This is a genomic window from Gordonia sp. DT218 (assembly GCF_049847105.1).
Classification (GTDB): domain Bacteria; phylum Actinomycetota; class Actinomycetes; order Mycobacteriales; family Mycobacteriaceae; genus Gordonia.
The window spans coordinates 510,707-537,182 of sequence record NZ_JBNCNS010000001.1; the positions used below are offsets into that span (position 1 = coordinate 510,707).

A 26,476-nucleotide genomic window follows, 5' to 3' on the forward strand; every position below is an offset into this window, starting at 1 on the left:
GGTCACCGTCCGCTTTCGACGACTCCGAAATGCGACGCTGCAGCAATGGTTCATTCCGATTGCGCTGGTGTCCTGACGGCCGGCTTCGGCGTCGCTTCTTGGAAACAACTCTGTTCAGCAGGTATGACCCGCAACGAACTCCGGACCGCCATCAGGAGTGGGGTCCTGCGGTGCCTGCGACGTGGTTGGTACGCGACAACCTGGGCGAACCAAGATGTCGCGGCGGCAGTATCAGCGGGCGGCGTTCTCAGCTGTCTGTCCGCACTTCGGCTTCACGAAGTCTGGGTCCCTGGCACATCGGAGGTCGTACATGTCCGCGCACGCGCGACCGCTCATCGCGGCACGCACAGGACGTTCTGCGAACAGTACGGCAGACCCGAATCAGAGCTGTCCAGCGTCGATGAGCTCACGGTCGCCCTGCGCCACGCACTCAAGTGCCTGGACGACGAAGGCATCGTGGTGGTCTGCGATTCGATCCTGAATCACCAACTGCTCGACGTCTCCGATCTCGAGGTCCAGTTTCACTCGGCCCCGACACGCATCCGCCGCCTACTCGACCGATGTGAAGGTGAGGCACAGTCAGGTACGGAGTCCATGACCCGATTCCGCTTACGCTCCCGCGGGATCGGGGTCCGATCACAGGTCGCCATCCCGGCCGTCGGCATCGTCGACTTTGTTGTCGGCACCTCCATGATCATCGAAGTTGACGGCTACGAAACCCACAGCAGCAAAGAACAGTTCGAGAAAGATCGCGAGCGCGATCGAAAAGCAGTCGAACTCGGGTACGTCGTCATCAGACTTACGTACCACCAGGTGGTCCACGAATGGCCGGACGTCGAGGAGACCATCCTGGACCTCATTCGTCGCCGTGAGCACCTCAAGCCGGTTGTCGAGCGAAAACAGCTTGTCTCAGACGACACCTGAGCGAGCCGACGCGCTCCATCTCGCCTCGGAGTCGCGCTCGGGTGTCATCTGGGACAGCGACTCACACCCAGACCACGACCTGGCCGTCGCGATCCTCCACCCGGCAAGTCTGGACCGACCCGACCCCCTCGGAAGTGCACGCCCCGTCGGTGAATCGAAAAGCGTACTGGTGCAACGGGCACACGACCTGACCGAGGTCGAACTGGCCGTCGGCGAGTGGACCACCTTTGTGCGGGCATACCGCATCAGTGGCCCGCAGTGTCCCATCGGCCATCCGGAACACCGCGATCTGACGATCACCGACGGCATACGCGCGACCTTCGCCCGGCAAGAGATCCTCCATCGGCCCGACCGCGACCCCGGTATCGACGCGGGTCACCGAACCGGCACCTTCGGCAACGGGAGCAACGGCAACGACGACGTGAACTGCGCCGGCGACTTCGGTTCCTCCCGATCGAGCCACGGATCGACATAGCCGGCCACCGCATCGTCGATCCGCTCCTGCAGACCGGCCACGATGCCGTCGCGGTCGTCGACCAGGATCGCGCGAAGCTCCTCGATGCCGACCCGCGGTACCCACGCGTAGGTCCGCTCCAGCCACTTCGCCTGTTCCCGGTAATACTGGATGAAGATGCCGCACAACCGGATCACCTCGTCGGGCGAGTCCGCGGTCGCGAACAGATCACCTTTGCGGATGTGGGCGCCGGCGGCGCCGCCGACGTAGATCTCCCATTTGCCATCGCCGATCGCCACCACCCCGAAGTCCTTGCACAACGCCTCGGCACAGTTACGCGGACAGCCGGTGACCGCCAACTTCAGCTTGGCCGGCGACTCCAGTCCCTGATACCGCGTCTCGATGTCGATCCCCAGCTGCGTCGAGTCGCCGAGTCCGAAGCGGCAGTAATCCGTACCCACGCAGGTCTTCACGGTCCGGAACGACTTGCCGTACGCATAGCCGGACGGCATGTCCAGGTCCTGCCAGACCTTCGGCAGGTCTTCCTTCTTCACCCCCAGCAGATCGATACGCTGCCCACCGGTCGCCTTGATCATCGGGATGTCGTACTTCTCCGCGACATCGGCGATCCGACGCAGCTGCTGCGGCGACGTCACGCCGCCCTTCATCTGTGGCACCACCGAGAAGGTGCCGTCGCGCTGGATGTTGGCGTGCACGCGGTCGTTGACGAACAGCGCGCCCGGCTCCCGCTTCCAGTCGGCACCCCAGATCATGCGCAGCAGCGAGGCCAGCGGCATCTTCGCGGAGGCATCCTCGCCACCCGGTGCCAGCGCCGCGAAGACATCGGTCACCGAGCGGAGATCCTGACGACGTATCGCGTCGACGAGCTCCGGCTTGGTCAGCGGGATTGCGGGCACGTACCAATCGGCCGACACGTCGGCGGTGAGCGCGTCCCCCGCCGCGAACTCGACGATGTCGGCGACCAGCGACTTGCAGGAGCCACAGCCCTTTCCGGCCCGCGTGGCCGCACACACCTCGCTGACATTCGTACAACCGCCCCGCACACACCCGACGATGTCACCCTTGGTGACTCCGTTGCAGTTGCACACCTGGACGTCGTCGGCGAGTTCGGCCGCACCGGTCTCAGCGCTCGGTGTACCCATGTCGAACAACATCGAGATACGTTCATCCGGCAACGGCACCTTCTCATCGAACGCCTGCGTGAGGAAGTTCGCCTTGGAGATGTCGCCGAGCAGCATCGCGCCGATCAGTTTGTTGTCGCGGACCACCACACTCTTGTAGGTACCACTGCGTGGTTCGTAGAACTGGACGAACTCGTCGTCGTCACGTTCGGGCCCCTTGACACCCATGGCCGCCACATCGACCCCCGCCACCTTCAGCTTCGTGGTCAAACGCGAACCATGGTATTCCGCAGACGGATTCGCACCCGTGATGACGTCGGCGAGCACCACCGCCTGTTCCCACAGCGGTGCCACCAGGCCGTACACCTCGCTGCGATGCTGCGCGCACTCGCCGACGGCGAAGATGAATCCCTCGTCTTCACAGCGCATCTGATCGTCGACGACGATGCCGCGCTCGATGACCAGGCCTGCACCGCGGGCGAGTTCGACATTGGGCCGGATACCCGCCGTGACAACGATCATGTCGGCGGGCAACGACTCGCCGTCGGCGAAGCCCACGCCGGCCACGGTCTCGTCGTCGGCGCGAAGTACCGCAGTGGTGCGCTTACCCGTGTGCACGCCCACCCCGAGCTCTTCGATCTTGTTGCGCAGCACCTTTCCGCCGCGTTCGTCGAGCTGCTGATTCATCAGGTGCCCCGGCGAATGAACCACATCCACCTCGAGACCCTGCGTCTTCAGCCCGTACGCCGCCTCCAGGCCGAGTAGGCCACCGCCGATGACCACGGCGCGCACGTCGTCGCGCGAGGTCGCCATCTGCAGCATTCCGTTGGTATCCGCGATGGTCCGGAACCCGAACACGCCACGTGCGAGTCGGCCGTCCGGTTCACGAAGGCCATCCATGTTGGGGAAGAAGGTGTTCGATCCGGTTGCGATGATGAGCGAGTCGAAGTCGATGACCCGCCCACTCGCACAGGTGACCGTCTTGGCGAAGCGATCGATCGACTCTGCGCTGTCGCCGGAATAGAGCGTGACACCGTTCTCGCGGTACCACGCCATCGGATTCAGCATCAGGTCGTCATCGTCGACCGACGCCTCGCCGGACAGGACGTGACTGAGCATGATGCGGTTGTAGTTGCCGTAGGGTTCGTCACCGATCATCGTCACGTCGAACAGCTCCGCACCCCCGCGGGCCAGGATCTCCTCGACGGTGCGCGCACCGGCCATCCCGTTGCCGACGACGACGAGCTTGCGTTTCGGCATCAGAACACGACCATCCCGAAATCGATGACGACTTCCCCGGTGGCGCCCTCGGGGGCTGCGAGTACCAATTCGAGCGTCGAGTCCGGGTCGACGTCCTCGACCACCCGCAGCGGCACGTTCACCGACGCCTTGGCCCCCATCGGGAAGATCCGCATCGGCGTGCCGTCGCGTGTCAGGGTGACGTAGATCAGTTCGTCGGAACTGTTGCCGCCGCGGAAGTAGAGCGGCTGGGCGGTCAGCCCGGACGGCACCACGAAGGTCAGCGACGGATCAACCGGGCCCGGCTTGGTGAGTCCGGTGCCGGTGAACGCGAAGACGCCTTGCAGGAACCGCGGTGTGCTGGACATGTGTGCCACTATCGCGACCGCGCATGACTCATTGCTTGCCTCGGTGTTACAAGACGATTGTCAGGACCTCACCGCCGACACGAACGACGGTGATCTCGATACGGTGATCTCGATACGGTGCCTCGCTGCGCTCGGTACCTACTCGATCAGCGGTACCGGAGTCCACGCCACTCGATCAGCGGAGATTCTCGCCGACCGAGTAGCCCGCGATTGCCCGTGGTTTTCGCCGATCGAGTAGCCCGCGAGCGAAGCGAGCGTGCGTATCGAGATCTACGCCCCAGCACTACCGCTTGCGCCAACCCGCGGCGCCGACCATGTCGGCCACGTCGGTGTACTTGACCCGGGGCCGCCCCTGGGGGAGGCCCCGACGCCGCTCACTCACGTCGATCGCCCGCATGCCGCGATAGCCGATCACATGCCGCGCACGTTTGCGCAGCAGTGCGGCGAACGCCTTGGACTCCGTGGTCGTTCGCTCGAGTCGGCCGCCTGCGGCGTCGCGGATGAAGTCCTCGACCGTCGACTCGGCGCACACCTTGTTGGTGCCGATGCCGCCGCTCGGACCACGCTTTGCCCATCCGAGGACATAGGCGCCCCGGATGACATTCCCGTCGTCGTCGAGCATCCGGCCGTCGCTGTTCGGGAACACGCCGCGTTCGTCGTCGAAGGGCAGGCCGGCGATCGGCGTCGATCGGTAACCGATGGATCGCACCACGAGGTCGGCGGCAACGGTGTGTCGGGTGCCACCGGTCTGCACCGTCACGCCCTCCACGCGTTGCTCTCCGACGATCTCGTCGGGCGAGGTGTGGAAGAGGAAGACGATGCGGCGCTTGCTTTGGTCGGCGGGCCCACGGAGATCCGGGATCTCGGCCGACGGATCGTCGTGGACGACGATCTCGACGCCCGGAATGGTCGACAACGCACGATATTCCGCCGAGGTGTACGCGGCACTCGCCTGATCCCGCCGGCCCAGCACCACGACTTCGTGAATGTTCTGTTGCTCGAGGATCCGCAAAGCACGATCCGCGATGTCGGTGGTGGCGAGGAGTTCCGGCGGGGAGACGAGAATGCGCGCGACGTCGAGCGCGACATTACCGGTGCCGACCACCACCGCGCGATCGGTGCCGTCGGCAGGAAGTGGCGGGGCCTCTTTGCCGGGAACCGCGTTGTACCAGGCCACCAGATCGGTCGCCGACGTCGAACCCGGCAGATCCTCACCGGCGATACCGAGACGCCGTGACTCACTTGCACCGACGGCGTAGAACACCGCGTCGAAGTGTTCGGCCAACTCGGCCGGTGTGATCTGCCCGGGGTCGGTACCCACCTCGACGTTGGTCGCCATGGTGACCCGCGGGTCGCGGTAGAGCAGGTCGAACCCGCGCAGCACGCCCTTGGTACCCGGATGATCGGGCGCGACACCGGCACGGACCAGCCCGCCCGGCGTCGGCAGCTTGTCGATCACGGTGACCTGCGCCTCGGTACGGTCGAGGATCGTCCGCAGGGCATATCCGCCCGACGGTCCCGTACCCACCAACGCAACCCGCAGTCCTGCAGGAAGTTTCGGGATCTCGGGGTATTCGACCTGATCCCACCCGGAGGTGATGTCAGCGTTGTTCTTGTAGAAATCCGCGTTGATGTCGATGAACACCTTGTCGCGGGTGCCCAGTTTGTCGGCCGGGTAGATGGCATCGACCGGGCAGGCATCAGCACAGGCACCGCAGTCGATGCACGTCTCCGGATCGATGTGCAGGATGTCGGAACTGCCGAAACCGCGTTCCTCCGGCGTCGGGTGGATACAGTTCACCGGACACACGGACACACATGCTGCATCGCTGCAGCAGGACTGGGTGATGACGAACATCAGAGCATGTTCGCTTTGCGGTAGTAGTGCATCGCCGGGCGGGTCAGCAGCCCGACCTCGTCGAGGAACTCCATCAGATGCGCGCAGCTGCTGCGGATCATCGACTGGAAGTGCGAGTTCGAATTCATCTCGGCGACTGCACGATCGGCGTCGAGTCCGGCATCGGCGAACGCCTTCTTCTGCACCAGGCTGGTGACGATGAAGTAGGCGCCGAGCGATACGTACAGGGCACTGAACTGACGCCGCGCCCAGCCGACGCCTTCCATGGACTCCCGCACCTCTTCACGCGCGAACTTCATGTGGCGTGACTCCTCGAGCACGTGGATCTCGTTGACCGTGCGGATGAACGGGAGCACCCGGTCATCGCGCATGCAGCCTCGCTGGAACACGTCGAGCACCTCCTCCGCGACGAGGATGCCGGCGTAGGCGATCTCGTTCTTGGCGGTGCGCTTGAAAAGCTTGCCCAGCCGTCCGACCTTCTTGGTCGGCTTGTAGGAGGTGCCGACCATCTTTTCGGAGGCCTTGGCGAACATGATCGAGTGACGACACTCGTCGGCCACCTCAACAAGTGCGAACTGGAATTCGGGGTTGTGGTAATCGCCGAGATACTGGTCCCGGATGACCATCTCCTGAAGGATCATCTCGAACCAGATGCCGATGTTCATGATCGACGCGAACTCGTGACGGGTCACCGAGATGCGCTGCTCCTCGCTGAGCTCGTCCCAGTAGGCCGTCCCGTACAGCGACGACCACTCCGGACTGCAGCCGTACTTCGTCGGATCCATCGGCTCGGACCAGTCGATCTCGGTCATCGCGTTGCGGGAGAGGCGCGCAGCTGACGCCAGTAGGCGCTCGGAGACCTCGTTGGTTCCCTGGTCGCGCATGCTCACGACGTTGTCCGGGCGAGCCGGGTCCGGCGTGCCGCCGTCGCTCTGCGTCCGTTCCATCGCTGCAGTCATCGGATTCGACCTCCAGGTCGTCGGTGAACAACTGTTCTTTCTTGACAATGAGCACTGTTATGACAATGCGTGTTGTCAAGATAGCATCGGGGTGTGAGGGAGTAAACAGGCTCCGGCATATACTGACCGGTAACTTAGCTCGATATCCCCTCTCAACTGGGCAAAGGCAGGAGAACACACATGTCATCGATCTTCATTTCCGGCGGTGCGTCTGGTATCGGATTGGCGACCGCCGAGCGCTTCGATCGGGAGGGCTGGACGGTCGGTGTCTACGACGTCTCGGATGATGCGCTGTCGAAGGTGCAGGCGAATCACCCCGGCTGGATCGTCGGAAAGCTCGATGTGCGCGACCACGTGCAGTGGGCCGAGGCACTCGCCGACTTCACCTCGCACACCGACGGCCGTCTCGACGTGCTCGACAACAACGCGGGCATCCTCGTCGAGGGGCCGCTGCACGAGATCTCGCCCGACGCCGTGCGACGCCAGATCGACATCGACGCCCTCGGCGTGGCACTTGGAGCGCAAGCGGCATTTCCGTATCTGAAGGCGACACCGGGCGCGCACCTGGTGAACATCGCCTCGGCCTCGGCCATCTACGGCCAGCCCGGTATTGCCACCTACAGCGCTGCCAAGTTCTTCGTCGGCGGCCTGACCGAGGCCCTCGAACTGGAATGGGAGCAAGACGACATCCGCGTCGTGGGTATCTGGCCGCTGTGGGCGAAGACCGCACTCGCCGACAACGACGCCAAGTCGACAAAGACTCTCGGCGTGCGGATCACCCCCGAGCAGGTCGCCGAGAAGGTCTGGGAGTCGGTGCATCCGACCCGGCAGGACAAGCTCCTGCACCGCACCAGCTACTCGGTGGGCGCGCAGACACTGTTCCTCGGCAACGCCGCGAAGTTCATCCCGAATTTCCTCAACCGGGCCGTCAACAAGTTCATCGCCCAGTAGCGATCACCCGCCGTTGAACGCGCTCGAATAGCGCCGGCACGGCTGGCCGCGGAGCCCTTCGCATGCGCCCAGCCGTGTTCCTGCGCGCATCCCCGGCACGATCGGCAGAATCAGCGCAGAGCCACCCGCCCCGAGCGCGATGCTGTCGACCACGCGACCGCCGGTGGCCGGTGTCGCAAAGCGCCACGATGTCCGGTCCCCGCCGGGAGCGGTGATGGTGACCCGGATCCGGGAGCCGGCCCGGAACGGATATGCGATGGGATTCAGGGCGATCCGCACCGTCTGGAAGCCGCCTGCCAGTGGTTGCGGTGCCACCCAGTCCCGCCTCGGATCCAGCGGTGTCGCAGCCGCATTCACCCGGCGCAGCGATGCGCGCAGATACCCCGAGGTCACATAGGTCTCGTTGCCGTCGGGGCGGATCTCCGAGATGGTGGCCTGTAGGTCGGTGTCCGGCGCCGAGGACGCGAGCCGCAGATCGAGACTCGCGGGTCCGACGGCAACCGCATCCACCGGCCGTGGAGCGGACACGAAGCCAACCCCCGACCGACCCGGCACCGACGCCCAGTCGTAGCGGGGCAAGGCCTTCCACGGCAGCTGTGACGGACCGACCACGTCGAGGGTTCCTCCCGGCCGCGCAGCCGGGTCCGGTCGGAAAGAGATCGACGACGGACCGGCCGGATCAGCCGTCAGCCGGCCACCCGCATCGAGGGTCAATCGCTGCCCGTCGCCCACCGCTGCGGGCGGCCACGCGCCGAAGCCGGCCGACCACGGCGACGACAGATTCCCCGGACCGCCGGCCGTGCCAGGGTCGGTACCCGACCCGAATAAGATCTGCACCCGCGGGTCGCGGGCGAACGCGGCACGCGCCGCGGCGAGCGAGGTGGCCAGTGGGAACCGGGACGTGACCACGGGCCGTCCGGGTGTGCCCGTGGTCGACTCGTAGAGCACCGGAGCCAATGCGGTGAGGGCGGGCTTGGTCTGCGGTACACGCTGGGCCACAAAGAGATCGAGAAATTCGTTCCACGGCCCGAGGATCTGCGGGTCCATCGAGTCGATGTGGGCACCGTTGACTGCCCGGACCCAGACATTGCGATTTCCGCGCAGTTGACCGATGACGGAGGTCCATTGGGGGCCGGTCTGTTCGTCCTGAAGGGCGCCGGCGAGGAAGACCGGCACGGTGATCTTCGACGCCCAGTACGCGGGCGCACGATGATCGAACAGGGCCGGGGTTCGCGTCGGGTTCTGCTCGACCAGCTGCTCGACGTCCTGCGTCTGCAGTCGGAGTCGTTGGTTGGCCGCACACACGCGATCACCGCGACGCACCAGTTCGCGGGCGTAGGGCTGGCCGCCGTCGGGCGCAGGACGGGCGTCGGCCTGGCGTTCGGCGAGCCACGTGTTCGCGAAGCCGGTGTTGAATATGCCGCCGGGGAATCCCGTCGAGTACAGGTCGTCGGTGATGCTCATCGGCGCGATGGCCGCGAGGCTCGGCGGACGGGTGCCCGCAACCGAGATCTGGGAGATCCCGGAGAACGAGATGCCCACCATTCCGACGCGGTGGCCGGCAACCCACGGCTGACGTGCCACGGTCTCGATCACGTCGTAGCCGTCGTAGACGGTCGGATAGTCGAACAGGTCGAAAGCCCCACCAGAACAACCACTCCCGCGCATCTGCAGGCTGACCGTGGCGAAACCGGCAGTGGGTGCGACGATGCCGCCGAGATTCGTACTGACGGCGGGCGCCAGCGGATCGGGGCGGTTGGCCGCGCCACCGATCGCGCCGATCACGAAGTCATGGGGCGCGGCCGTCTGATAACCCGAGTATTCGATCACTGTCGGGAACGGGCCGTCTGCCAAGGTCTTTCCCACCGGCGGATGCACAACTGCCGCCAGGGTCACGCCGTCGCGCACCCGGATGTAGTTCAGCCCCTGCCTCAGGGGCTGTCGGTACAGCGTGTCCGGTGGTGGCGTCGGACCGTCGAGAACCGCGAAGGTGTTACCCGACCGTCCGTTCACCTCGAAGCGATAGCCGGGACCGGGGCCGAGTTCCCTGACGAGGAATGAGCCGAGCCGGTCGACGTGGCCCGCCCCGACGACCTGTCCCGCGCCGTTCCGCAGGGCGACACCGGCTCCGGGACTCGCCCCGAGCAGGTAGGCCTGCGTCACACTTCCCGCACCGCGCCCCGCATCCGGTGCGGCCTGGGCGACACCCGTCGCGCCGAGCACACACACCGCGACGAGCACCACCGACAGCCCGACCACCCGACCACACAGACCGGGCCTCCCCCACTTCCGGTTCATCCGAGCAAGATATGTGACCCTCCGGTCCCCGGCGACAAAACCGACGCATTTCGATCGGTCGGATCACAACGGCTCAGGGAGCGAAGGCCGGTCAGTTGCGACGCCGCAGACCGCTCGGCGCGGTCGGTAGCCGCAAGCCGAACACCAGCCCGGTGATCCGCAGCCCGGTGGCGAGCACCGTGCCGACCGCCAACCACACCCAGGTGGGCACCGACGAATAGGTGGCGCCGACTCCGACGACCCCGGCTCCCAGGAGAGCAGGAACCGCATAGAGATCGGCGGGTTGCAGCAACAACGGGATCTCGTTGGCCAGGACATCGCGAAGGATGCCGCCGCCCACGGCCGTCAGCAGACCGACGAGAGTCGCGGCGAACGCGCTCGCGTGTTGATCGATCGCGATGGAGGCGCCGCTGGTGGCGAACAGGCCCATGCCGATCGCGTCGAGCAGCAAGACACTACGGCGCAACTCGGAGAACGCCGGGTGAAAGAAAAAGACCACGAGGCTTGCCACCGTGGCAACGACGATGGGCGGCCAGTTCTCGACCGAGGTCGGTGGGGTGATCCCCAGCAGGACGTCGCGGAGGATGCCGCCGCCGACGCCGGTCAGCGCACCGACCGTGAGAATGCCCCAGAGATCGAAATCCTTGCGCACACCCAGCAGCGCACCGGAAGCGGCGAAGACGACGATCCCGATGTCGTTGAGGATGTCTTGCAGCACCCGATCATGGTGTCAGCAGCCGGCGAGCACAACAACGACCGCCCCGGCGGGCCGGGGCGGTCGTTGTGAAAGTATTCGCGGCTTCGACGTGACGTCGAAGTCAGCGGTATGCGCTCAGCGGCGATCCAGGTCGATGATGCCGGCTTTGGCCGCCTTCACGAGACGACGCGGAATGCGCTGTGCGACGCCGTTCACCTTCACCTCTTGCAATGCCGGGTTGTCCGCTTTCCACTGCGAACGACGGCTGCGGGTGTTCGCCCGCGACATCCGGCGCTTGGGTACAGCCATGGTTGAGCCCTTCTCCTACGTGCGAGTCCGTGGGAACCGTCCGGCATGACTGTCGGTAGGTCCCGTCGATCCGTGCGCCCGGACTGTCACAGCTTTCGAGCCGGTCAGGCGCGGCACACAACCTCCCCAGACTACCGGCCCGTGGCCCAAGCTCCAAAACGTCGTCCCTGCCGGGTCTACGACGACGTGGCGAACGCTCCGGCGATCAGCACGATCAGCACGATCAGCAGGACGATCACCACCAACGCGATGGAGATCCATCCGAGGATGAGTCCGGCCTTGGCCATGCCCTCGCCGTCCTGAGTTCCCGCCGATGCCTCGATCTCGTCGCGGGCCGAGTTGCCCAGGATCACCGCCACCACACCGAGCACACCGGGACAGACGAGAAACGATCCGATACCGCAGATCAGCGCCGCGATCGCCTTTCCGTTGGTCTGACGCATCCCCGGATAGCCCGCACCATAAGGTGCGCCGTAGTGAGGTGCCGTCCCGTACTGAGGTGCCGTCCCGTACTGAGGTGCGGTGCCGTATTGCGGAGCAGCACCGTATTGGGGTGCCGCACCGTATTGGGGTGCAGCGCCGTACTGCGGGGCGGACCCGTACTGGGGTGCTGTGCCGTATTGGGGTGCTGTGCCGTATTGGGGTGCCGTGCCGTACTGGGGTGCCGTGCCGTACTGGGGTGCTGTGCCGTACTGCGGGGCGGAGCCATACTCGGGAGTCGTCCCGTACTGAGATTCCGTCCCGTACTGAGGGCCCGTCCCGTACGACTGCCAGCCCTCGGAATGGGTCGTCGGCGACTCCGGCTGTGGGGCCTGGTCGGCGGCCGGTGACCGATCGGTCACCGGCTCGTTCTGGTCACCTGCCGCGCGATCGTCCTGTGGATTCTGGGGGCCGTCGGTCGGATTCGTCATCGAATGGTCCTTTCCACGATCCCCAGCGTATGCGAACGGATGGGTGATCCGATCGCGTCGTCGACCGATGCCGGTCCCGCACCTGTGAACGTCGCCTCGAACACGGTGAATACACTCGGCCCGGTGTCAGGAGTGGTCTCGGGCTTCACCGTCATCTTCATCATGGTGGGGATCGGCTACATCCTCGGCCGCACCCGCGTGCTCGGAGACAGTGCCCACGAGGTGTTGTCCCGGCTCGTCTTCTTCGTGTGCACACCCGCCCTGCTGTTCCACTCGCTGATCACGTCGGACCTGTCCGTCATCTTTTCGACGACGCTGGTCATCGCAGGTGGCAGCGCACTCGCCATCGGCGTTATCTACGTCGTGGTCGCACGGCTCTGGATTCGCAGTGAGATCCCCGAACTCGCGATCGGCGGCCTCGCGTCGTCGTACGTGAACAGCGTGAACCTCGGACTCCCGATCGCCATCTTCGTCCTCGACGACGCGTCGTTCATCGCCCCGCTCCTGCTGTTCCAGATCCTGGTGTACTCGCCGATGGCACTGATCACCCTCGACCTCACGGTCTCCGATCCGGCCACCGGGACCTCACCGCGCACGTCCACGCTCCGAGATGCCGTGGTCGCGCCCCTGACCAACCCGATCGTTGTCGGCGGCGTGGCCGGACTGGTGATCTCCGCGGTCGGCTGGATGCCGCCGGCCGCGGTCATGGAGCCGATGAAGATGCTGGGCAACGCGTCGGTGCCGGGCGCCCTGCTCGCGTTCGGATTGTCGTTGACCGGGGTCGCCGTCTTCAAGAAGGGCCAGAGCCCGCGCCGGGCGATCGCGTTGGCCTCGGTCCTCAAGGTGGTCGCGATGCCCGCGCTGGTCTATGTCGTGGCCCGGTGGGGATTCGGCGAAACGGGCCATCAGTTGTTCGCCCAGGTGGTGATCGCCGCTCTGCCGACGGCCCAGAATGTGCTCGTCTACGCGACCCGGTATCGACGTGCGCAGATCATGGCTCGCGACACCGCATTGATCACCACGTTGGCGTCCATTCCCGCGATCGGGATCATCGCCTTTCTGCTCGCCTGAACTACGACGGTGTCCGCTGCTTGCGGTCCTTGCGCTTGACCTCGACGCCACCCATCAGCGCGAACCCGACGACCCGGACGGTCGGCGCACCCGGCATACCCGGCCCCGTCGCGCGGCCACCGAATCCGCCCATGATCGGCCACCCGTTGACCTCGACGCCGACGTCGGGCGGCACGGTGATGTCGACGGACCCCATGATCGCGGTGCAGCGGATGGTGAGGACCGCAGCGGTGAACTCGGCGTCCCGGAGGTCGATCTCCACGGCGCCCATGATCGCGGTGGCGGTGATGCTGTCCGCGACGACGACGGTGCCCTTGATCTCGGCGGCCGACATCAGCGCGAATCGGTGTGCCACCGGCGAGCGACCCGAGCCCGTGACGACCCGACTGACAGAGGGTTCACCGACGAAGGGCATCGGCACTCCGAGCTGACCGACCGGTAGATCGTCGGTGAGCTCGTCGAGCTCACCGAAAGTCTTGGCCGTAACGGCTTTCCCGGCACGCTCCTCGTATTCGGCGGGCGAGAGGCTGCCACCGGCCATCGCGGCGGACAGGATCTGGTGCACGAGTTCACGATCGGTGTCGGCGGCCCGCAGACGGGCTCGGCGGTCGTCGGGGGCCGGTAGATCCTCGGGGGTTGTCACAGGGTTCGAGCCTAGTGGGCGCACTTCGGCGCGACCACCCTGATTTCCGTCGGTCGCCCTACTTCACAGACACCCAGGAAACCCTGATCCGCCACCCTGAGAAGCTCCGATTCATCGTCGATGACCGCGCCGCGATCGCAGGTAGTCCCCGACCACCGCGGCGCCGAGTCCGTCGACGTCCGGCGCGATCACACGCCCACCGATCCGCCGGGCGATCTGATCCATGAAATGTGCCAGACCGGGATCCTCGCCGAGCCGGAAGAACGTCACCTGGGCTCCGAGCCGCGACACGTGGTCGAGTTCGCGGACGGTGACCGCGATCGTCTGTGGGTGTGGCGGATAGAAGAAGAACGGTTCGCCGCTGGGATCGAGGTGCGCGGTCGGTTCACCGTCGGTGACGACGAGGACCACCGGTTGCGCATTCGGGAACCTGCGGAGGTGACGCTGGGCGAGCAGCAGGGCGTGATGCAGGTTGGTCCCCTGTTCCATCCGCGGCTGCAGCCCGGTCAGCTCGGCGATGTCGATGGACCTGGCATACCTGCCGAATGCGATCAGATGCAGTTCGTCGCTGCGGAAGCGGGTGGAGATCAGGTGATTGAGCGCGATGGCCGTGCGCTTCATGGGCGTCCACCTGCCCTCCATCTCCATCGAGAACGAGGTGTCCACCAGCAGCACGACGGCAGCCTGGGTACGGGCCTCTGTCTCGGCGACCTCCACGTCACGGACGTCGATACGCACGCCACCGCGGGCCATCTCCGCCGACATCAACGACGGCTCGTCACTCTCCGAAACGGTGCGCAACACCGCGTTCGAGACCGTGCGGGTCACGTCCCAGGGGTCGGTGTCGCCGAACTCCCATTCGCGTGACGCCCCCATCGGCTCGCCGAGGGCACCCGTTCGGCGGGTCTGCCGATCTCCGCGCCCCGATAGTTGCTCGGCGATGTCGCGGAAGATCGACTGTCCGAGCTGCCGCATCGCCTTGGGGCTCAGCCGCAATTGTCCGTCGGAGGTGCGATCGAAGAATCCCTCCTCGGACAAGGCCTTCTCCAGCTCGGCGAGGCGCTGCGCGTCGACCGCCGCCTCGTCGCCGAGCTGGCGGGCGAGGGCATCGAGGTCGAGGTCATCCATCTGGGCACCGGCGTACTGCTGGGACAACTGCTCGCTGAGGGCCTCCAGCTCGGAGATGTCGCGTAACGCGGCGGCCCCCTGCCCCAGCCCCATCTGCTGGTCCCCCGAGAACGACTGCGCGTTGTCCCAGTCGAGACCCGGCCGCGCCTCGCGCAGTGCCGAATCCATCTGCGCCAGCTGGCTCATGAGTTCCGGCGATCCGAAGGCCTGCTGGGCGAGCTGATCCAGTTCCGCGCGCTGTTCGGGTGTGAGCGAGTTGTAGAACTGCTGGGCCGCGGCCGCACGCTGCGCCAGCGAATCGATGAGTTCGGATGTGTTACTCGGGTTCTCCGGAAAGAAGTCCCCGTGCTTGTCCATGAACTCGTTGAACTGATCTGTGGTGTCCGCGCCGCGGTTATGCGCATCGAGCAGCTCGTTGAGATCGGAGAGCATCTCCGAGACACGTTGCCGGTCCTGCTCATTCGCGCCTTCGAGGGCATCTTTCATCCCCTCGAAACGCTGGTCGAGGAGTTCCCGCCCGAGCAGATCCTTGATCTTCTCGTAGTCCTCGCGTGCCTGCTGGCTGCGCCAATCGTATCCCGACAGTTCCTCGACGGCCTGCGCGGTCGACGGCGGGAGACTGCCGATCTGCATCTCCTTGAACCGCGCGTCGTCGTCGAGGTCGCGCGCGAGTTGCTTGCGTTCCTCGAGGACCGCACGGTCGAGCAGTTCGCGGATCTCGGCGAAGGTACCGTCGAGATTCCGCTGCTTCAGCAACTCCTGACGACGGCGTTCGGCCTGCTCGCGGAGCTTGTCCAGCCCCCGCATGTCGGGCGAGCCGCGGCGCAGGAACTCCCGCAGGGCGCGCTGTGGCGAAGTGCCTGCCATGACGTCGTCGCCGATGTCCCGCAACGCTTCCCGAAGATCGACCGGCGGCGCCAGCGGGTCCGGGCCGCCGGCGTACCGCTGATACCGTGATCGATGGAAACTCTTGTGCACCATGGTGTTCGGCTCCCGTTTCCAGCTGTCGAAATCAGCCGTAGATCGTCTGCCCGGTCTCGTCGGCTTCCTTGCCGATCCGCCGGGCGAGGAAGAGACCTTCCAGCGCCAGTTCGATCGCGCTGGCGCGTTCGCCGTCGACCTCCGCATCGAGGCGAGCGGCGATGTCGTCGAGGACCGCGGACGTGGTCTCCGGGTCGGGGATCGATCCGAGCAGATCGGCGGCAGTGACGCGGTCTCCGGTCACCACGGGTTCACCGTTCTCCAATGCGTCGACCAGCGGGGCCATGTCGATGCCGCCGAGATGTGCGCGCACGGTGTCGGCGACCGATTTACGCATCAGGTGTTCAAGGATCTCGAGTTCGCGCCCCTCTTCCCCGGACTCGAACTCGATCTTGCCGCGCAGCACCTCGATCACCGACTCCAGGTCGACAACTCGTGCTACCGCCACGTCCTCCCCCGTCACCGTCGCGCGATGGAGTGCAGCGGCAGCGACCGTCTCCGCCCCTGCGATCGAGAAGCGCGCGGAGACACCCGAGCGTTGATCGATCGACGGATGATCGCGTGCGTAGCGGGTGAACCGCGCGAGGATCTCGGTGATGAAGGTCGGGACTGTCGCGGTGAGGTCGGCCTCCTGCTCGATGACGGCGATCTCGTCGTCGAGTTCCAGGGGGTAGTGCGTCCGGATCTCGGCGCCGAAACGGTCCTTGAGCGGTGTGATGATGCGGCCGCGGTTGGTGTAGTCCTCCGGGTTCGCACTGGCCATCACGAGGACGTCGAGCGGTAGCCGCAGCGTGTAGCCACGGACCTGGATGTCACGCTCCTCCATGACGTTCAGCATCGACACCTGGATGCGCTCGGCGAGGTCGGGGAGCTCATTGATGGCGACGATGCCGCGATGGGACCGTGGGATCAGACCGAAGTGGATGGTCTCCGGATCGCCCAGGCTGCGCCCCTCGGCCACCTTCATCGGATCGATGTCGCCGACCAGGTCGGCGACCGAGGTATCGGGGGTGGCGAGCTTCTCGGCGTAACGCTGGCTGCGATGGCGCCATTCGATCGGCAGATCGTCGAGCAGGTTGGCCGCCTTGCGGATGGATCCCGGGGTGATCGGCTCGTAGGGGTGCTCGCCGAGTTCGGAACCGGTGATGACCGGAGTCCACTCGTCGAGCAGGCCGACCAGCGTTCGCAGGATGCGGGTCTTGCCCTGACCGCGTTCACCTAGCATCACCACGTCGTGTCCGGCGATCAACGCCCGCTCGAGTTGTGGGATCACGGTCCCCTCGAACCCGACGATGCCGGGCCAGGGATCGCGACCCTCACGCAACGCGCTCAGCAGGTTGTTGCGGATCTCGTCGCGCACACTGCGCTGGATGTGGCCACTCGCGCGCAGCTCACCCAGCGTTCGGGGCGACGGGTGATGGGTTTCGGTGGTCTGGGAGGTATGTGTGGTGAAGTTCTCCTCTGGCACCCGATCCACGGTACTCCGCGGTGTACGCGGTCACCTCGGCGAAGGTGGGGACCACTCCGGATCGCGGCCGATGAACCCGACGAGCCGGCTCACCGGGTCTGCGTCATCCGCCACCGCCACCGCCTGCCCATACTGACCCGACGCCCGCAGCATCTCCTCGATCCCGACCATCCCCGAGCGCAGGTGCTCGGCGAACGCCGGGTCCAGTGCCGGCGCATGGCCGGCCGATGCCGCGAGATCCCACGTGTGCATGTAGACGTCGGCGGTGTAGAACTGGTCGATCGCGTCGGCCAACCGGTGTTCACCGGCCATCGGATGGGTGAAGGTGTCGTCGGCGGACGGGCCGTCGAGCAACGCCTGAACGGCTGCCGCATGCGCCTTCCACGCGGCCGACGGATCGTCGGCGACCGGCGGCCCTGCCGGCAGTTCCACACCTCCCCCGGCGAGGAAACCGGGGAACCACTCGACGAGGTGGGCGACGACATCACGTGCCACCCATCCGTCGACCGGCGTCGGCGCATCCCAATCCGAGACGTCGGAGATCTGCGCGTCGAAGCCGTCGGCGACGGCACGGTGGCGCTCGGCCGGGGAGAGCCCGACGATCGACTCGGCCACCGGACTCACACCTCACCTGACGTGAGCAGGTTCTCGAGTGCGTCGTATCCCTCGTTGACGCCGACCTCCATGCCCGATGCGAGCCATCCGTCGCGCGCCTCGAAGCTGTCGCACAGCGACTGGGCATGCAGACGTGTCGTGCCATCGCCGAGGTCCTCGAACCACAGGGTCTCGAGGGCCACCTGGTCCGGCATCCCCTCGAAGGTGAAGGTCTGCACCACCTTGTCGTCGGAGACCGAGTGGAAACATCCCCGGAAGCCGAACTGCTCGCCGTCGCGCTCGGACACGTATCGCCAGCTGCCCCCGTCACGGACATCCCAGTCGATGATCCGACTACTGATCGAGCTCGGCCCAACCCACCGGACGAACAGCTCGGGATCGGTGTGCGCCTTCATCAGCTGGGCGGGCGTACCGCGGAAATCGCGGGTGATCCGGATGATCGGGACCTCCTTGTCGGCCTCGATCGCGGCCTCCGGATAACGGGTCTGTACTGCGCTCATGATGCCTTTCCTCTCCGTCGTGGTCTCTTCTCCTCGCGACGTTGTGCCGCGGGGCCGTCGTTCATGTCCGCGAGCAGGGCATCGAGTCGCTGATAGCGCTCTTCGGCCTGCCTGCGATAACGCTCGATCCACTTGGTCATGAGGTCGAACACCTCCGCTTCCAGATGGACCGGGCGGGTCTGCGCCTCCCGGGTACGGGTCACCAGACCGGCCTCCTCGAGCACCTTCAGATGCTTCGACACCGCCTGGACGCTGACGTCGTACGGGTCGGCGAGCTGACTCACCGTCGCATCGGAAACCGCCAACCGCGCCACCATGTCGCGCCGGGTCGGATCCGCGAGAGCGGCGAACACTTTTGACAGCTCGTCGGCCACCTGACCCCTCCTCAACCGTTTGGTTGAATACAACCTTGCGCGCTGCTGTCGTCATTGTCAACCGTTTGGTTGAATACGAATCCGGCACCGGCGGGGTAAGGCGGAGCCCAATACCTGACGGCCGAGTAGGGCGGAGCGCCAGCGGAGCCACCACCTGCCGGCCGAGTAGGGCGGAGCGCCAGCGGAGCCCGTATCGAGGCCACGCTCGTGATCTCGATACCCGCCCTCGGCCGGCGCCTCGGCCGCTACTCGATCAGCAGAATGACGCGCGTCGTTATCCGACCCTGAGGAGCGAAGGGTCAGGCGGGACCGATGGGCTCGTCGCCCCGCAGTGTGATCCGATGCATCACACGGCGGATGTCGCCGTAGTCGCGGTTCGCGTAATGCAAGGTGTTGCGGTTGTCCCAGAGGACGACGTCGCCCAGACGCCACCGGTGCCGAACGATGTGCTCGGGCTTCGTCATGTGGGCATAGAGGAGATCCAGGATCCCGCGGCTCTCCGCATCGGAGACCCCGTCGATATGCGAGGTGAACCCCGGATTGACGAACAACGACTTGCGGCCGGTCTCCGGGTGGATACGCACCACCGGATGAGTGACCGGCACGAGTTCGGTGACTTCCGCTCCGTCCCAGGTATTTCCGCGACCGCCACGACGCTGCTCGAGGTAGTAGCCGAACGCACGGTTGCCGTCGTGCACTGCGGTCAGCGAATCGGCCAGGCGGCGCACCGGCTCCGACAGCGACTCGTATGCCATCTCTGCGTCGGCCCAATTCGTGTCGCCTCCGTTGCGCGGCAACACGACCGGCCGAAGAATGGAACCCATCGGAGGACGTGGCATGAACGTGACGTCGGTGTGCCAGACGTCGGCGAAACCGTCGTCGGCGCTGTCGAGCGAGTAGACCTCACCCGGAACATCACCGCTGTTCCAAACCGGATGCCCGAAGGTGAGATCCCCCAGCCGACGGCCGAACTCGATGTGCTCGGCATCGTCGATCTGCTGGTCGCGCAGGACGATCACCTTGTAGTCGATCAGAGCGCGACGGAGGGCGACGATCTGGTCGTCGGAGGCGGATGCGATGTTCATGCCGCGGATCTCGGCACCGAAGGACGGACCGAGCTCATCGATGTCGAACTCGACACCTGCGGAAAGAGTGTCAGTGATGCCGGAGGACGGGGTGATGGAGAGAGTCATGGATGGTCCTTCTCGGATCGCGCTGGTTGGGATGGGCTCCGTCATCTCCCGGAGGCGATCCATGATGCGATCCGTCCGACCAGTTCATCCGGTGGACCCCGGTCGTCGCGACCTTCCCCGATCCGGCAGGAGTCACGAGGTGTGCGCGGACGGACCACACGACACCTGCATCGAGTGTCGGCGGGCCGGGCGCGGTGGAAGTCATCTCATCTTTGTAGTGAACAGACGCAGGTCTGCCCAGGGTTTGTCGCACGCTGAGCGAAAGGGGGCTCAGGCCCTCCCCGCCGACAGCAACCTCCTTCTCGCCGACAGCAACGCGTTCTGCACCGAGGGCACCGGCGGAATGGCCGAAACCCGTGGTCAGGGTCGAGTCGGCGCCACGCTGTCGCCGCCGAGCAGGTTGCTGCCGGCGCAGAATCGGTTGCTGTCGGTGGAATATCGGTTGCTCTCGGCGGGGATGCGGTTGCCGTCGGCGGGGATGCCGTTGCTGTCGGCGAGATTTGGGTTGCTGTCGGCGGGGGCGGCGTGCTCAGCGGACGGCGAGCCAGACGGCGAGGGCAAGTCCCCCGACGGCGACTGCGACCCGCAACGGCTCGGCCGGCAGCCGCTTGACCACCGGCGGTCCGCACCAGCCACCGATCAGGCAGCCGATGGCCATCGCCAGTGCCGCCCACCAGTCCACCGGCCCGAAGATCATGAACCCGACGGCCGCGACGGTGTTCGCGATGCCCAGGAACAACGACTTCGACAGCGCCGCACGCCACAACGGCTCGCTGGTGAGCACGAGCATCAGGGCGAGCACCATGATTCCCGCCCCGGCACCGAAATAGCCTCCATAGACGGAGATGATCACCAGCGAGATCAGCCACACCCATGGCCGGTCCTGGTGGCTGGTCGCCCAGCGCCGGAGAATGGGCTGACACAACAGCGCGACCGCTGCGAGGGCCACCAGGAACGGCACGATGGCCTCGAACGCTCCGGGCGGGGTGAGCAAGAGGATCACTGCGCCGATCGTGCCGCCGATGAGCGATGCGATGGCCCCGCCGATCAGGCGGCGCCGGTCACCGTCGAGGAGGACCCGGCCGGACTGGGATGTGCTCCCGATGCCGACCGCCACCAACGACACCGTGTTCGTGACGTTCGCCGCTATCGGGCTGAGCCCCACCGCGAGCAGGGCCGGGTAGCTGACCACCGATGCCAGGCCGGTGATGTAACCGATCAGTCCGGCCCCGAACCCGGCGAGGATCAGGAACGCGAACTCGACCGGGCTCACAGATGCACGGACTCAGTGTGCGAAATGTCGTGCGCCCGTGAGGTACAACGTGACACCGGCCTCCGAGGCCGCCTCGATCACCTCGTTGTCGCGGATGGATCCGCCGGGCTGGACCACTGCGCGGACCCCGCCCGCGATGAGCACCTGCAATCCGTCGGGGAACGGGAAGAAGGCGTCCGACGCCGCCACGCTGCCGGTTGCCCGGTCGCCGGCGCGCGTGATGGCGAGGTGGGCGGAGTCGACCCGATTGACCTGACCCATCCCGACGCCGACCGACGCACCGCCGTGGGCCAGCAGGATCGCGTTGGATTTCACCGACCGGCAGGCCCGCCAGGCGAATTCGAGATCGGCGAGCGTCGCGGGCTCGGCCGGGGCACCGGCGGCCAGGGTCCAGTTCGACGGGTCATCGCCGTCGGCGTCGAGGACGTCGCGTTGCTGCATGAGGAGGCCACCCGAGACCGGCTTGGTCTCCAGTCCCGCGCGCTGCGGCGCCGGTGCGGTCAGGACCCGGATGTTCTTCTTGCGGGTCAACACCGACAGCGCGCCGTCCGCGAAGCCTGGGGCGATGATGACCTCGGTGAAGATCTCCGCGACCTGTTCGGCCATTGCCACGGTGATCTCGCGATTGGCGGCGATCACACCGCCGTATGCGCTCACGGGATCGCACGCGTGGGCCTTGCGATGAGCTTCGGCGATGTCCTCGCCGACCGCGATCCCGCATGGATTGGCATGCTTGATGATCGCGACCGCGGGGGCGTCGAAGTCATGTGCGCTACGCCATGCGGCATCGGCATCGGTGTAGTTGTTGTAGCTCATCTCCTTGCCGTGCAACTGCTCCGCGGATGCGAGTCCGCCACCGGCTTCGCTGAGATAGATAGCCGCAGCCTGATGCGGATTCTCGCCGTAGCGCAACAACGACGACCGGTTCCAGGTCGCGCCGACCCAATCCGGGAAGATCTCGGAGTCCGCGGACGGTGCCACCACGCTGGACATCCACGATGCGACCGCGACGTCATAATCGGCGGTATGACGGAACGCCTTGGCCGCCAGCGCCTTACGATCGTCAAGTGTGAAACCGCCGGCCGACAGCGCATCCTGCACCACGGCGTAGTCACCGGGGTTCACCACGACGGCGACCGTCGGGTGATTCTTGGCCGCACCGCGGACCATCGAGGGTCCGCCGATGTCGATCTGCTCGACGCACTCGTCCGGTCCCGCTCCCGACGCGACGGTCTCGGTGAACGGATACAGGTTGACGATGACCAGATCGAACGCCGCGATACCGAGATCGGCGAGTTGGTCGACGTGGCTCTGCTTGCGGCTGTCCGCGAGGATCCCGGCATGCACCATCGGATGCAGCGTCTTGACCCGTCCGTCCAGGCACTCGGGGAACCCGGTCAGTGTCGACACCTCGACCACTGGGACCCCGGCGTCGGCAATCGTTTTCGCCGTGGAACCGGTGGACACGATCTCGACGCCGGCACCGTGCAGCGTCGACGCGAGGTCGGGGAGACCGGTCTTGTCGTAGACACTGACCAGTGCGCGGCGGATCGGGCGGCGGGCGCTGCCGGCGGGGCTCTGTGCGTTCACGGGATATCGGCCTTTCGTCCGTCGATCACTACACCTTTGGTGACGAGTGCGGTCACCACGTCGGCGAGCAACACACGCTCGACCGATTTGATTCGTTCATGCAGGGTGTCCGCGGTGTCGGTCGCTCGCACCGGCACGGGCTCCTGCGCGAGGATCGGCCCGGTGTCCACGCCTGCATCCACCAGATGAACGGTGGCACCTGTCACTTTCACGCCGTGGGCAAGGGCGTCCGCGACCCCGTGTGCGCCAGGGAAGGACGGCAGCAGCGCCGGGTGGGAGTTCACGATGCGACCGCCGAATCGGGAGAGGAACGCCGGCCCAAGGATTTTCATGAATCCGGCGGTCACCACCCACGCGGGGTCGTGGTCGGCGACCAACTCGGTCAAGCGGGCATCCCAAGCGGCACGGTCGGGATGATCGGCGAGTCGGTTATCCACCAGGGGGACGTCGTGGGCGGCGGCGATGTCCGCAGCTCGGCACTTCCGGTCCACCACGAGGGCCACGATTCGGAACGGCGCACCCTGATCCACCCGCGCCAGCAACGATTCCAGCAGCGAACCGGTGCCCGATGCCATCACCACGACGGGTACGCGAACCGCAGGCACGGAGGGCTCTGCGGGGACTGCGTTCACATCTGGGAGCCTAGTGGGCGGCCTGAATGCCCGGGTCGTCGGGGCGGTACGGTCGTGCGGCGTCAGCGCGGGTCGCCGGAGTATTCGACGTCCTCGTCCGAGGTGGCCACGCTCTCATGGTCGTCGGCTACGTCGAACTCGTCGGCCGATGCGGCGACGGCCCACTCGTCGTCATCCGTGTGTTCGTCGTCCTTGTGGCTGTGGTCCGGGTCGTCGTCGGACCAGGCGGCACCGTCGGCCCCGTCGGCCCCGTCATCCGCGTTCTCCCAGCCCTCGTGCTCCCAGCCCTCGTGCTCCCAGTCGTCGTACTCCCAGTGCTCATCGCCGTCGTCGTCCGCGGTGAGGTAGTCGTCCTCGTAACCGAGGTCATCGCCGTCGAAGTACTCGTCATCGACGTCGAGCATCTCGCGCGCGGCGCGAGTCGACGGAAGGGTTCCATAAACCAGCGCGACCACCATGCCGCTGACGGCCAGCCAGCCGAGTGTGAAAACGCCCGCGGTGGGCAGGGTGACGCCGACGTCGCCGAACTCGCCGAGCGCACCACCCGCCATCGAGCACAGAACCACCATCGTCGATGCGGCAACCGCACTGGCGACCGCCACGGACCGCACATTCGCCAGCGGATCGATGTCGCGGCATCGCCACGCCACGAGCAGGGCGATCGACGCCGGGATCACGAAGCCGAGGATCCCGAGCATGCCTGCGCCATCCTCGGGCAGCACGCCGAGTACCGGCAGCGGAGGCACCGGGCCCCCGTGGACGTCGAGCAGATCAACAGTGGCGCCCCCGACATGGACATCGGACCCGACGAGCACCGCCGCGGCCCCGATGACCGCGTTGGGCAGGTACAGCACCGACAACGCGGTGAGTCCGAGGTAGCCGTCGAAATCACTGCCTCCGCCGATCAGGTCACCGACGATCCCCCATCGCATGACCATCCGGATCACGACGAGGGCAGCCGCACAGGTGAGCAGCGCGGTGACGGCGAACCCTCCCAGCCGCACACCGCGCCGAACTGCGGGCGTGATCCCGAAGCGCTCATAGCATTCGTGCCGACGCTGCCACACGATCCCGAGCGTGGCCGCTGCGGCGTGGATGCCGGCCGTATAGCCGAACGCGGTCAACGCGGCCGGACTCTGCAACGGGAAGACCGACGATCCGTCCATCACGACCGCGAGCGACAGAGCGGTCATCAGCAATGGACCACCCATCGCGGAGAACACGACCGCTACCAGCTCGGATGCCGGCCGCTCCGGACCGCTCGCCGATGCAGCCATCCGTGCGGTTCCGGCGGCCACCGCAATCGTCGGCAGCAGCGGGAGCACGCCGACCGTGACGCCACTCATCGTCAGCGGGACCTGATGGACGGCGAGCCAGATCGCACCGACCGCGGTTGCCAGCCCGTCGAGCCCGCTCCCCGCCGACAGCAACACGGTCAGGACCACCACCGCAGACACCAGCATCGTGACGACCGGAACGGCGAACGCGACGACGACGAGCTCACGTGCGGACCCGTCGGGCATCGCCCGTTGGGCACGGCTCAGCTGCCGCATCTGACGCAGACGCGACGCGAGGTTGTCAGCTGTTGGCGAGGGCATCGCCATGAGCGTGACACGACACAACCGTCACGCCCGGCAGACGCGCCGCGTCAACCCCAGAAAGCGACACGCGTCGCAGGCGTCGCAGGCCGATGTCCTCCGTGACACCGCGGCGCCCCGCCGACATTGTCGACGGGGCGCCGGATGATGCGGTGCCGGAGGGTCAGTGACCGCTCGACTGATCCGGCCTGTTGAGCTTGGTGGTGGCTTCCGAACCGCTCTCGCCGGCTTGGGCGGACCGCTCGGGGGTATAGCCGGCCGACGCCCCGGCCTCGGATGCGCCGACCGTCGGGCTGTAGCCCGACGGCGAAGACGTCGGCGACGACGGCACCTGGGTGTACGCGGACGGATCGTATGTGGGCTGCTGCGCGGTGGCCGCTCCGTAGGCGCTGGTCTGTGCATCGCCGTAGGCGGCCGACGACGGGGCCTGGGCCGGGACGTGAGTGGTCGGAGAAGCGGCGTCGGCCGACGCCGCGGTCCCACCGGTCCCGCCGACTGCCGGCGCCACCTTGACCAGGTCCAACACGATCGACAGCCAGACCACGGCAAGCGCGGCCACGATCAGCGACAGCACGAGCTGGGTGTAGTCGATTCCCGAGTTGGCGATGAACTCCGATCCGCGAGACGCCGTGTGGATCACCGCGAAGATATCCGTGATCGCCGTCCCGACCGCGGCCGCCGCGATCACGGGCACGAAGAACTTCGTCTCGATCTTCGGATGCAACGTCAGCACGGCGAGCAGTGCGATGAACGCCATGTACGGCAGGTAGGCACCGAGGTTCCAGAAGCTGACGATCGCGTCGACACCGGCGACCGCGGCAACCGCGATGGCGAGCAACTGGCCGACGTTGGCCGGCAGCCCCTGGCCCTGCGGTTTCGGTGCCGCCGGGGAACCGTATTGCCCGTAGCCCTGCGGGTTCTGCTGCTGCCCGTAATTCTGTGGGTACTGCTGCTGGCCGTAATTCTGCGGGTACTGCTGCTGCCCGTAATTCTGCGGGTACTGCTGCTGGCCGTAATTCTGCGGGTACTGCTGACCGTAGGTCGGCTGCTGGCCGTAGCCCTGCTGGCCCTGTCCCTGCTGGCCCTGTCCCTGCTGGTCGTACCCCGGCTGCCCGTAGCCCGCACCTTCCTGGTGGCCGGACTGTGAGTAGCCGCCGTACTGCCCGTAACCCTGCTGGCCGTAACCCTGCTGGCCGGATCCCGGTTGGTAGGTCATCGCATCTCCTGCTCAGTCGTCTCTGCCCCCGCGGTGAGCGCATGTGCCGGGCCCCACGCTAGTACATGTTTTTCGATGCCCCCA

Annotated in this window: 25 protein-coding genes; 3 read left to right on the forward strand and 22 right to left on the reverse strand. The window is 66.3% G+C overall.

What is annotated here, in order from left to right; all coding sequences use genetic code 11:
- Nucleotides 1-594: 594 nt before the first annotated feature.
- Nucleotides 595-924 (forward strand): endonuclease domain-containing protein, encoded by a 330-nt coding sequence (locus tag ACPXCG_RS02360; RefSeq protein WP_425788711.1) that lies wholly within the window; start codon nucleotides 595-597, stop codon nucleotides 922-924.
- A 61-nt stretch (nucleotides 925-985) separates the two neighbouring features.
- Here the strand turns inward: ACPXCG_RS02360 and ACPXCG_RS02365 are convergent, their stop codons facing one another.
- From ACPXCG_RS02365 to ACPXCG_RS02385, 5 genes are all read right to left on the reverse strand, one after another.
- Complete coding sequence (locus ACPXCG_RS02365) at nucleotides 986-1,303, reverse strand: Rieske (2Fe-2S) protein (RefSeq protein ID WP_425788713.1); 318 nt, start codon at nucleotides 1,301-1,303, stop codon at nucleotides 986-988.
- Nucleotides 1,300-3,780, reverse strand: a complete 2,481-nt coding sequence (nirB, locus tag ACPXCG_RS02370; protein WP_425788715.1) for a nitrite reductase large subunit NirB — start codon at nucleotides 3,778-3,780, stop codon at nucleotides 1,300-1,302. The genes ACPXCG_RS02365 and nirB overlap by 4 nt, the downstream gene beginning before the upstream one ends.
- The gene (locus ACPXCG_RS02375) at nucleotides 3,780-4,127 is read right to left on the reverse strand and encodes a molybdopterin oxidoreductase (RefSeq protein ID WP_425788717.1); all 348 of its coding nucleotides are present in this window, start codon (nucleotides 4,125-4,127) and stop codon (nucleotides 3,780-3,782) included. Before ACPXCG_RS02375 ends, nirB begins: the two co-directional genes overlap by 1 nt.
- Before the next feature lie 283 nt (nucleotides 4,128-4,410).
- Nucleotides 4,411-5,985: an FAD-dependent oxidoreductase gene (locus ACPXCG_RS02380; RefSeq protein WP_425788719.1), complete on the reverse strand. Its 1,575-nt coding sequence runs from the start codon at nucleotides 5,983-5,985 to the stop codon at nucleotides 4,411-4,413.
- A complete protein-coding gene (locus ACPXCG_RS02385) occupies nucleotides 5,985-6,944 on the reverse strand; it encodes an AurF N-oxygenase family protein (RefSeq protein ID WP_425788721.1) in 960 nt (319 codons plus the stop codon). The genes ACPXCG_RS02380 and ACPXCG_RS02385 overlap by 1 nt, the downstream gene beginning before the upstream one ends.
- Nucleotides 6,945-7,124: 180 nt before the next feature.
- Between ACPXCG_RS02385 and ACPXCG_RS02390 the strand changes: the two genes are divergently transcribed.
- Nucleotides 7,125-7,895, forward strand: coding sequence for an SDR family oxidoreductase (locus tag ACPXCG_RS02390; RefSeq protein WP_425788723.1), 771 nt, complete (start codon nucleotides 7,125-7,127; stop codon nucleotides 7,893-7,895).
- A gap of 3 nt (nucleotides 7,896-7,898) precedes the next feature.
- Here the strand turns inward: ACPXCG_RS02390 and ACPXCG_RS02395 are convergent, their stop codons facing one another.
- The 4 genes from ACPXCG_RS02395 to ACPXCG_RS02410 form a co-directional block, all read right to left on the reverse strand.
- The gene (locus ACPXCG_RS02395) at nucleotides 7,899-10,193 is read right to left on the reverse strand and encodes a CocE/NonD family hydrolase (protein WP_425788725.1); all 2,295 of its coding nucleotides are present in this window, start codon (nucleotides 10,191-10,193) and stop codon (nucleotides 7,899-7,901) included.
- Nucleotides 10,194-10,284: 91 nt separating this feature from the next.
- The gene (locus ACPXCG_RS02400) at nucleotides 10,285-10,911 is read right to left on the reverse strand and encodes a trimeric intracellular cation channel family protein (protein ID WP_425788727.1); all 627 of its coding nucleotides are present in this window, start codon (nucleotides 10,909-10,911) and stop codon (nucleotides 10,285-10,287) included.
- 114 nt (nucleotides 10,912-11,025) lie between these two features.
- Nucleotides 11,026-11,199, reverse strand: a complete 174-nt coding sequence (gene rpmF / locus ACPXCG_RS02405; RefSeq protein WP_124707982.1) for a 50S ribosomal protein L32 — start codon at nucleotides 11,197-11,199, stop codon at nucleotides 11,026-11,028.
- 176 nt (nucleotides 11,200-11,375) lie between these two features.
- Nucleotides 11,376-12,110: a DUF4190 domain-containing protein gene (locus tag ACPXCG_RS02410; RefSeq protein ID WP_425788729.1), complete on the reverse strand. Its 735-nt coding sequence runs from the start codon at nucleotides 12,108-12,110 to the stop codon at nucleotides 11,376-11,378.
- Between the two features lie 123 nt (nucleotides 12,111-12,233).
- On the opposite strand from ACPXCG_RS02410, the gene ACPXCG_RS02415 reads away from it, so the two are divergent.
- Nucleotides 12,234-13,181 carry an AEC family transporter gene (locus tag ACPXCG_RS02415; RefSeq protein WP_425788731.1) on the forward strand — a complete coding sequence of 316 codons (948 nt, stop codon included), beginning with the start codon at nucleotides 12,234-12,236 and terminating at the stop codon, nucleotides 13,179-13,181.
- A gap of 1 nt (nucleotide 13,182) precedes the next feature.
- On the opposite strand, the gene ACPXCG_RS02420 is transcribed toward ACPXCG_RS02415, so the two are convergent.
- The 13 genes from ACPXCG_RS02420 to ACPXCG_RS02480 form a co-directional block, all read right to left on the reverse strand.
- On the reverse strand, nucleotides 13,183-13,824 hold the full coding sequence (locus tag ACPXCG_RS02420) for a DUF1707 SHOCT-like domain-containing protein (protein WP_425788733.1): 642 nt from the start codon (nucleotides 13,822-13,824) through the stop codon (nucleotides 13,183-13,185).
- Between the two features lie 111 nt (nucleotides 13,825-13,935).
- Nucleotides 13,936-15,933, reverse strand: coding sequence for a VWA domain-containing protein (locus tag ACPXCG_RS02425; protein ID WP_425788735.1), 1,998 nt, complete (start codon nucleotides 15,931-15,933; stop codon nucleotides 13,936-13,938).
- A gap of 31 nt (nucleotides 15,934-15,964) precedes the next feature.
- Nucleotides 15,965-17,410, reverse strand: coding sequence for a sigma 54-interacting transcriptional regulator (locus ACPXCG_RS02430; protein ID WP_425788737.1), 1,446 nt, complete (start codon nucleotides 17,408-17,410; stop codon nucleotides 15,965-15,967).
- A 21-nt stretch (nucleotides 17,411-17,431) separates the two neighbouring features.
- Entirely contained in the window at nucleotides 17,432-18,016 is a 585-nt protein-coding gene (locus ACPXCG_RS02435; protein WP_425788739.1) for a TIGR03086 family protein, read from the reverse strand.
- 5 nt (nucleotides 18,017-18,021) lie between these two features.
- Nucleotides 18,022-18,516 (reverse strand): SRPBCC family protein, encoded by a 495-nt coding sequence (locus tag ACPXCG_RS02440; RefSeq protein WP_425788741.1) that lies wholly within the window; start codon nucleotides 18,514-18,516, stop codon nucleotides 18,022-18,024.
- Nucleotides 18,513-18,890 carry an ArsR/SmtB family transcription factor gene (locus tag ACPXCG_RS02445; RefSeq protein WP_425788742.1) on the reverse strand — a complete coding sequence of 126 codons (378 nt, stop codon included), beginning with the start codon at nucleotides 18,888-18,890 and terminating at the stop codon, nucleotides 18,513-18,515. The genes ACPXCG_RS02440 and ACPXCG_RS02445 overlap by 4 nt, the downstream gene beginning before the upstream one ends.
- 299 nt (nucleotides 18,891-19,189) lie before the next feature.
- Nucleotides 19,190-20,083 carry a TauD/TfdA dioxygenase family protein gene (locus ACPXCG_RS02450; protein WP_425788744.1) on the reverse strand — a complete coding sequence of 298 codons (894 nt, stop codon included), beginning with the start codon at nucleotides 20,081-20,083 and terminating at the stop codon, nucleotides 19,190-19,192.
- Nucleotides 20,084-20,443: 360 nt separating this feature from the next.
- Nucleotides 20,444-20,644 (reverse strand): hypothetical protein, encoded by a 201-nt coding sequence (locus tag ACPXCG_RS02455; RefSeq protein WP_425790529.1) that lies wholly within the window; start codon nucleotides 20,642-20,644, stop codon nucleotides 20,444-20,446.
- Nucleotides 20,613-21,356 (reverse strand): sulfite exporter TauE/SafE family protein, encoded by a 744-nt coding sequence (locus ACPXCG_RS02460; protein ID WP_425788746.1) that lies wholly within the window; start codon nucleotides 21,354-21,356, stop codon nucleotides 20,613-20,615. The genes ACPXCG_RS02455 and ACPXCG_RS02460 overlap by 32 nt, the downstream gene beginning before the upstream one ends.
- A gap of 12 nt (nucleotides 21,357-21,368) precedes the next feature.
- Nucleotides 21,369-22,946 carry a bifunctional phosphoribosylaminoimidazolecarboxamide formyltransferase/IMP cyclohydrolase gene (gene purH, locus ACPXCG_RS02465; protein WP_425788748.1) on the reverse strand — a complete coding sequence of 526 codons (1,578 nt, stop codon included), beginning with the start codon at nucleotides 22,944-22,946 and terminating at the stop codon, nucleotides 21,369-21,371.
- Nucleotides 22,943-23,521 carry a phosphoribosylglycinamide formyltransferase gene (purN, locus tag ACPXCG_RS02470; RefSeq protein WP_425790455.1) on the reverse strand — a complete coding sequence of 193 codons (579 nt, stop codon included), beginning with the start codon at nucleotides 23,519-23,521 and terminating at the stop codon, nucleotides 22,943-22,945. The genes purH and purN overlap by 4 nt, the downstream gene beginning before the upstream one ends.
- Before the next feature lie 119 nt (nucleotides 23,522-23,640).
- Nucleotides 23,641-25,176, reverse strand: coding sequence for a DUF6350 family protein (locus ACPXCG_RS02475; protein ID WP_425788750.1), 1,536 nt, complete (start codon nucleotides 25,174-25,176; stop codon nucleotides 23,641-23,643).
- Nucleotides 25,177-25,339: 163 nt separating this feature from the next.
- On the reverse strand, nucleotides 25,340-26,392 hold the full coding sequence (locus ACPXCG_RS02480) for a hypothetical protein (protein ID WP_425788751.1): 1,053 nt from the start codon (nucleotides 26,390-26,392) through the stop codon (nucleotides 25,340-25,342).
- Between the last annotated feature and the right edge of the window lie 84 nt (nucleotides 26,393-26,476).

Coding starts and splice junctions, on each gene's coding strand:
- ACPXCG_RS02410 (WP_425788729.1), bottom strand. CDS start 12,110: ATGACGAATCCGACCGACGGCCCCCAGAATCCACAGGACGATCGCGCG.
- ACPXCG_RS02375 (WP_425788717.1), bottom strand. CDS start 4,127: ATGTCCAGCACACCGCGGTTCCTGCAAGGCGTCTTCGCGTTCACCGGC.
- ACPXCG_RS02475 (WP_425788750.1), bottom strand. CDS start 25,176: ATGCCCTCGCCAACAGCTGACAACCTCGCGTCGCGTCTGCGTCAGATG.
- rpmF (WP_124707982.1), bottom strand. CDS start 11,199: ATGGCTGTACCCAAGCGCCGGATGTCGCGGGCGAACACCCGCAGCCGT.
- ACPXCG_RS02395 (WP_425788725.1), bottom strand. CDS start 10,193: ATGAACCGGAAGTGGGGGAGGCCCGGTCTGTGTGGTCGGGTGGTCGGG.
- ACPXCG_RS02480 (WP_425788751.1), bottom strand. CDS start 26,392: ATGACCTACCAACCGGGATCCGGCCAGCAGGGTTACGGCCAGCAGGGT.
- ACPXCG_RS02425 (WP_425788735.1), bottom strand. CDS start 15,933: ATGGTGCACAAGAGTTTCCATCGATCACGGTATCAGCGGTACGCCGGC.
- ACPXCG_RS02390 (WP_425788723.1), top strand. CDS start 7,125: ATGTCATCGATCTTCATTTCCGGCGGTGCGTCTGGTATCGGATTGGCG.
- purN (WP_425790455.1), bottom strand. CDS start 23,521: ATGGCATCGGGCACCGGTTCGCTGCTGGAATCGTTGCTGGCGCGGGTG.
- ACPXCG_RS02450 (WP_425788744.1), bottom strand. CDS start 20,083: ATGACTCTCTCCATCACCCCGTCCTCCGGCATCACTGACACTCTTTCC.
- ACPXCG_RS02380 (WP_425788719.1), bottom strand. CDS start 5,985: ATGTTCGTCATCACCCAGTCCTGCTGCAGCGATGCAGCATGTGTGTCC.
- ACPXCG_RS02360 (WP_425788711.1), top strand. CDS start 595: ATGACCCGATTCCGCTTACGCTCCCGCGGGATCGGGGTCCGATCACAG.
- nirB (WP_425788715.1), bottom strand. CDS start 3,780: ATGCCGAAACGCAAGCTCGTCGTCGTCGGCAACGGGATGGCCGGTGCG.
- ACPXCG_RS02385 (WP_425788721.1), bottom strand. CDS start 6,944: ATGACTGCAGCGATGGAACGGACGCAGAGCGACGGCGGCACGCCGGAC.
- ACPXCG_RS02440 (WP_425788741.1), bottom strand. CDS start 18,516: ATGAGCGCAGTACAGACCCGTTATCCGGAGGCCGCGATCGAGGCCGAC.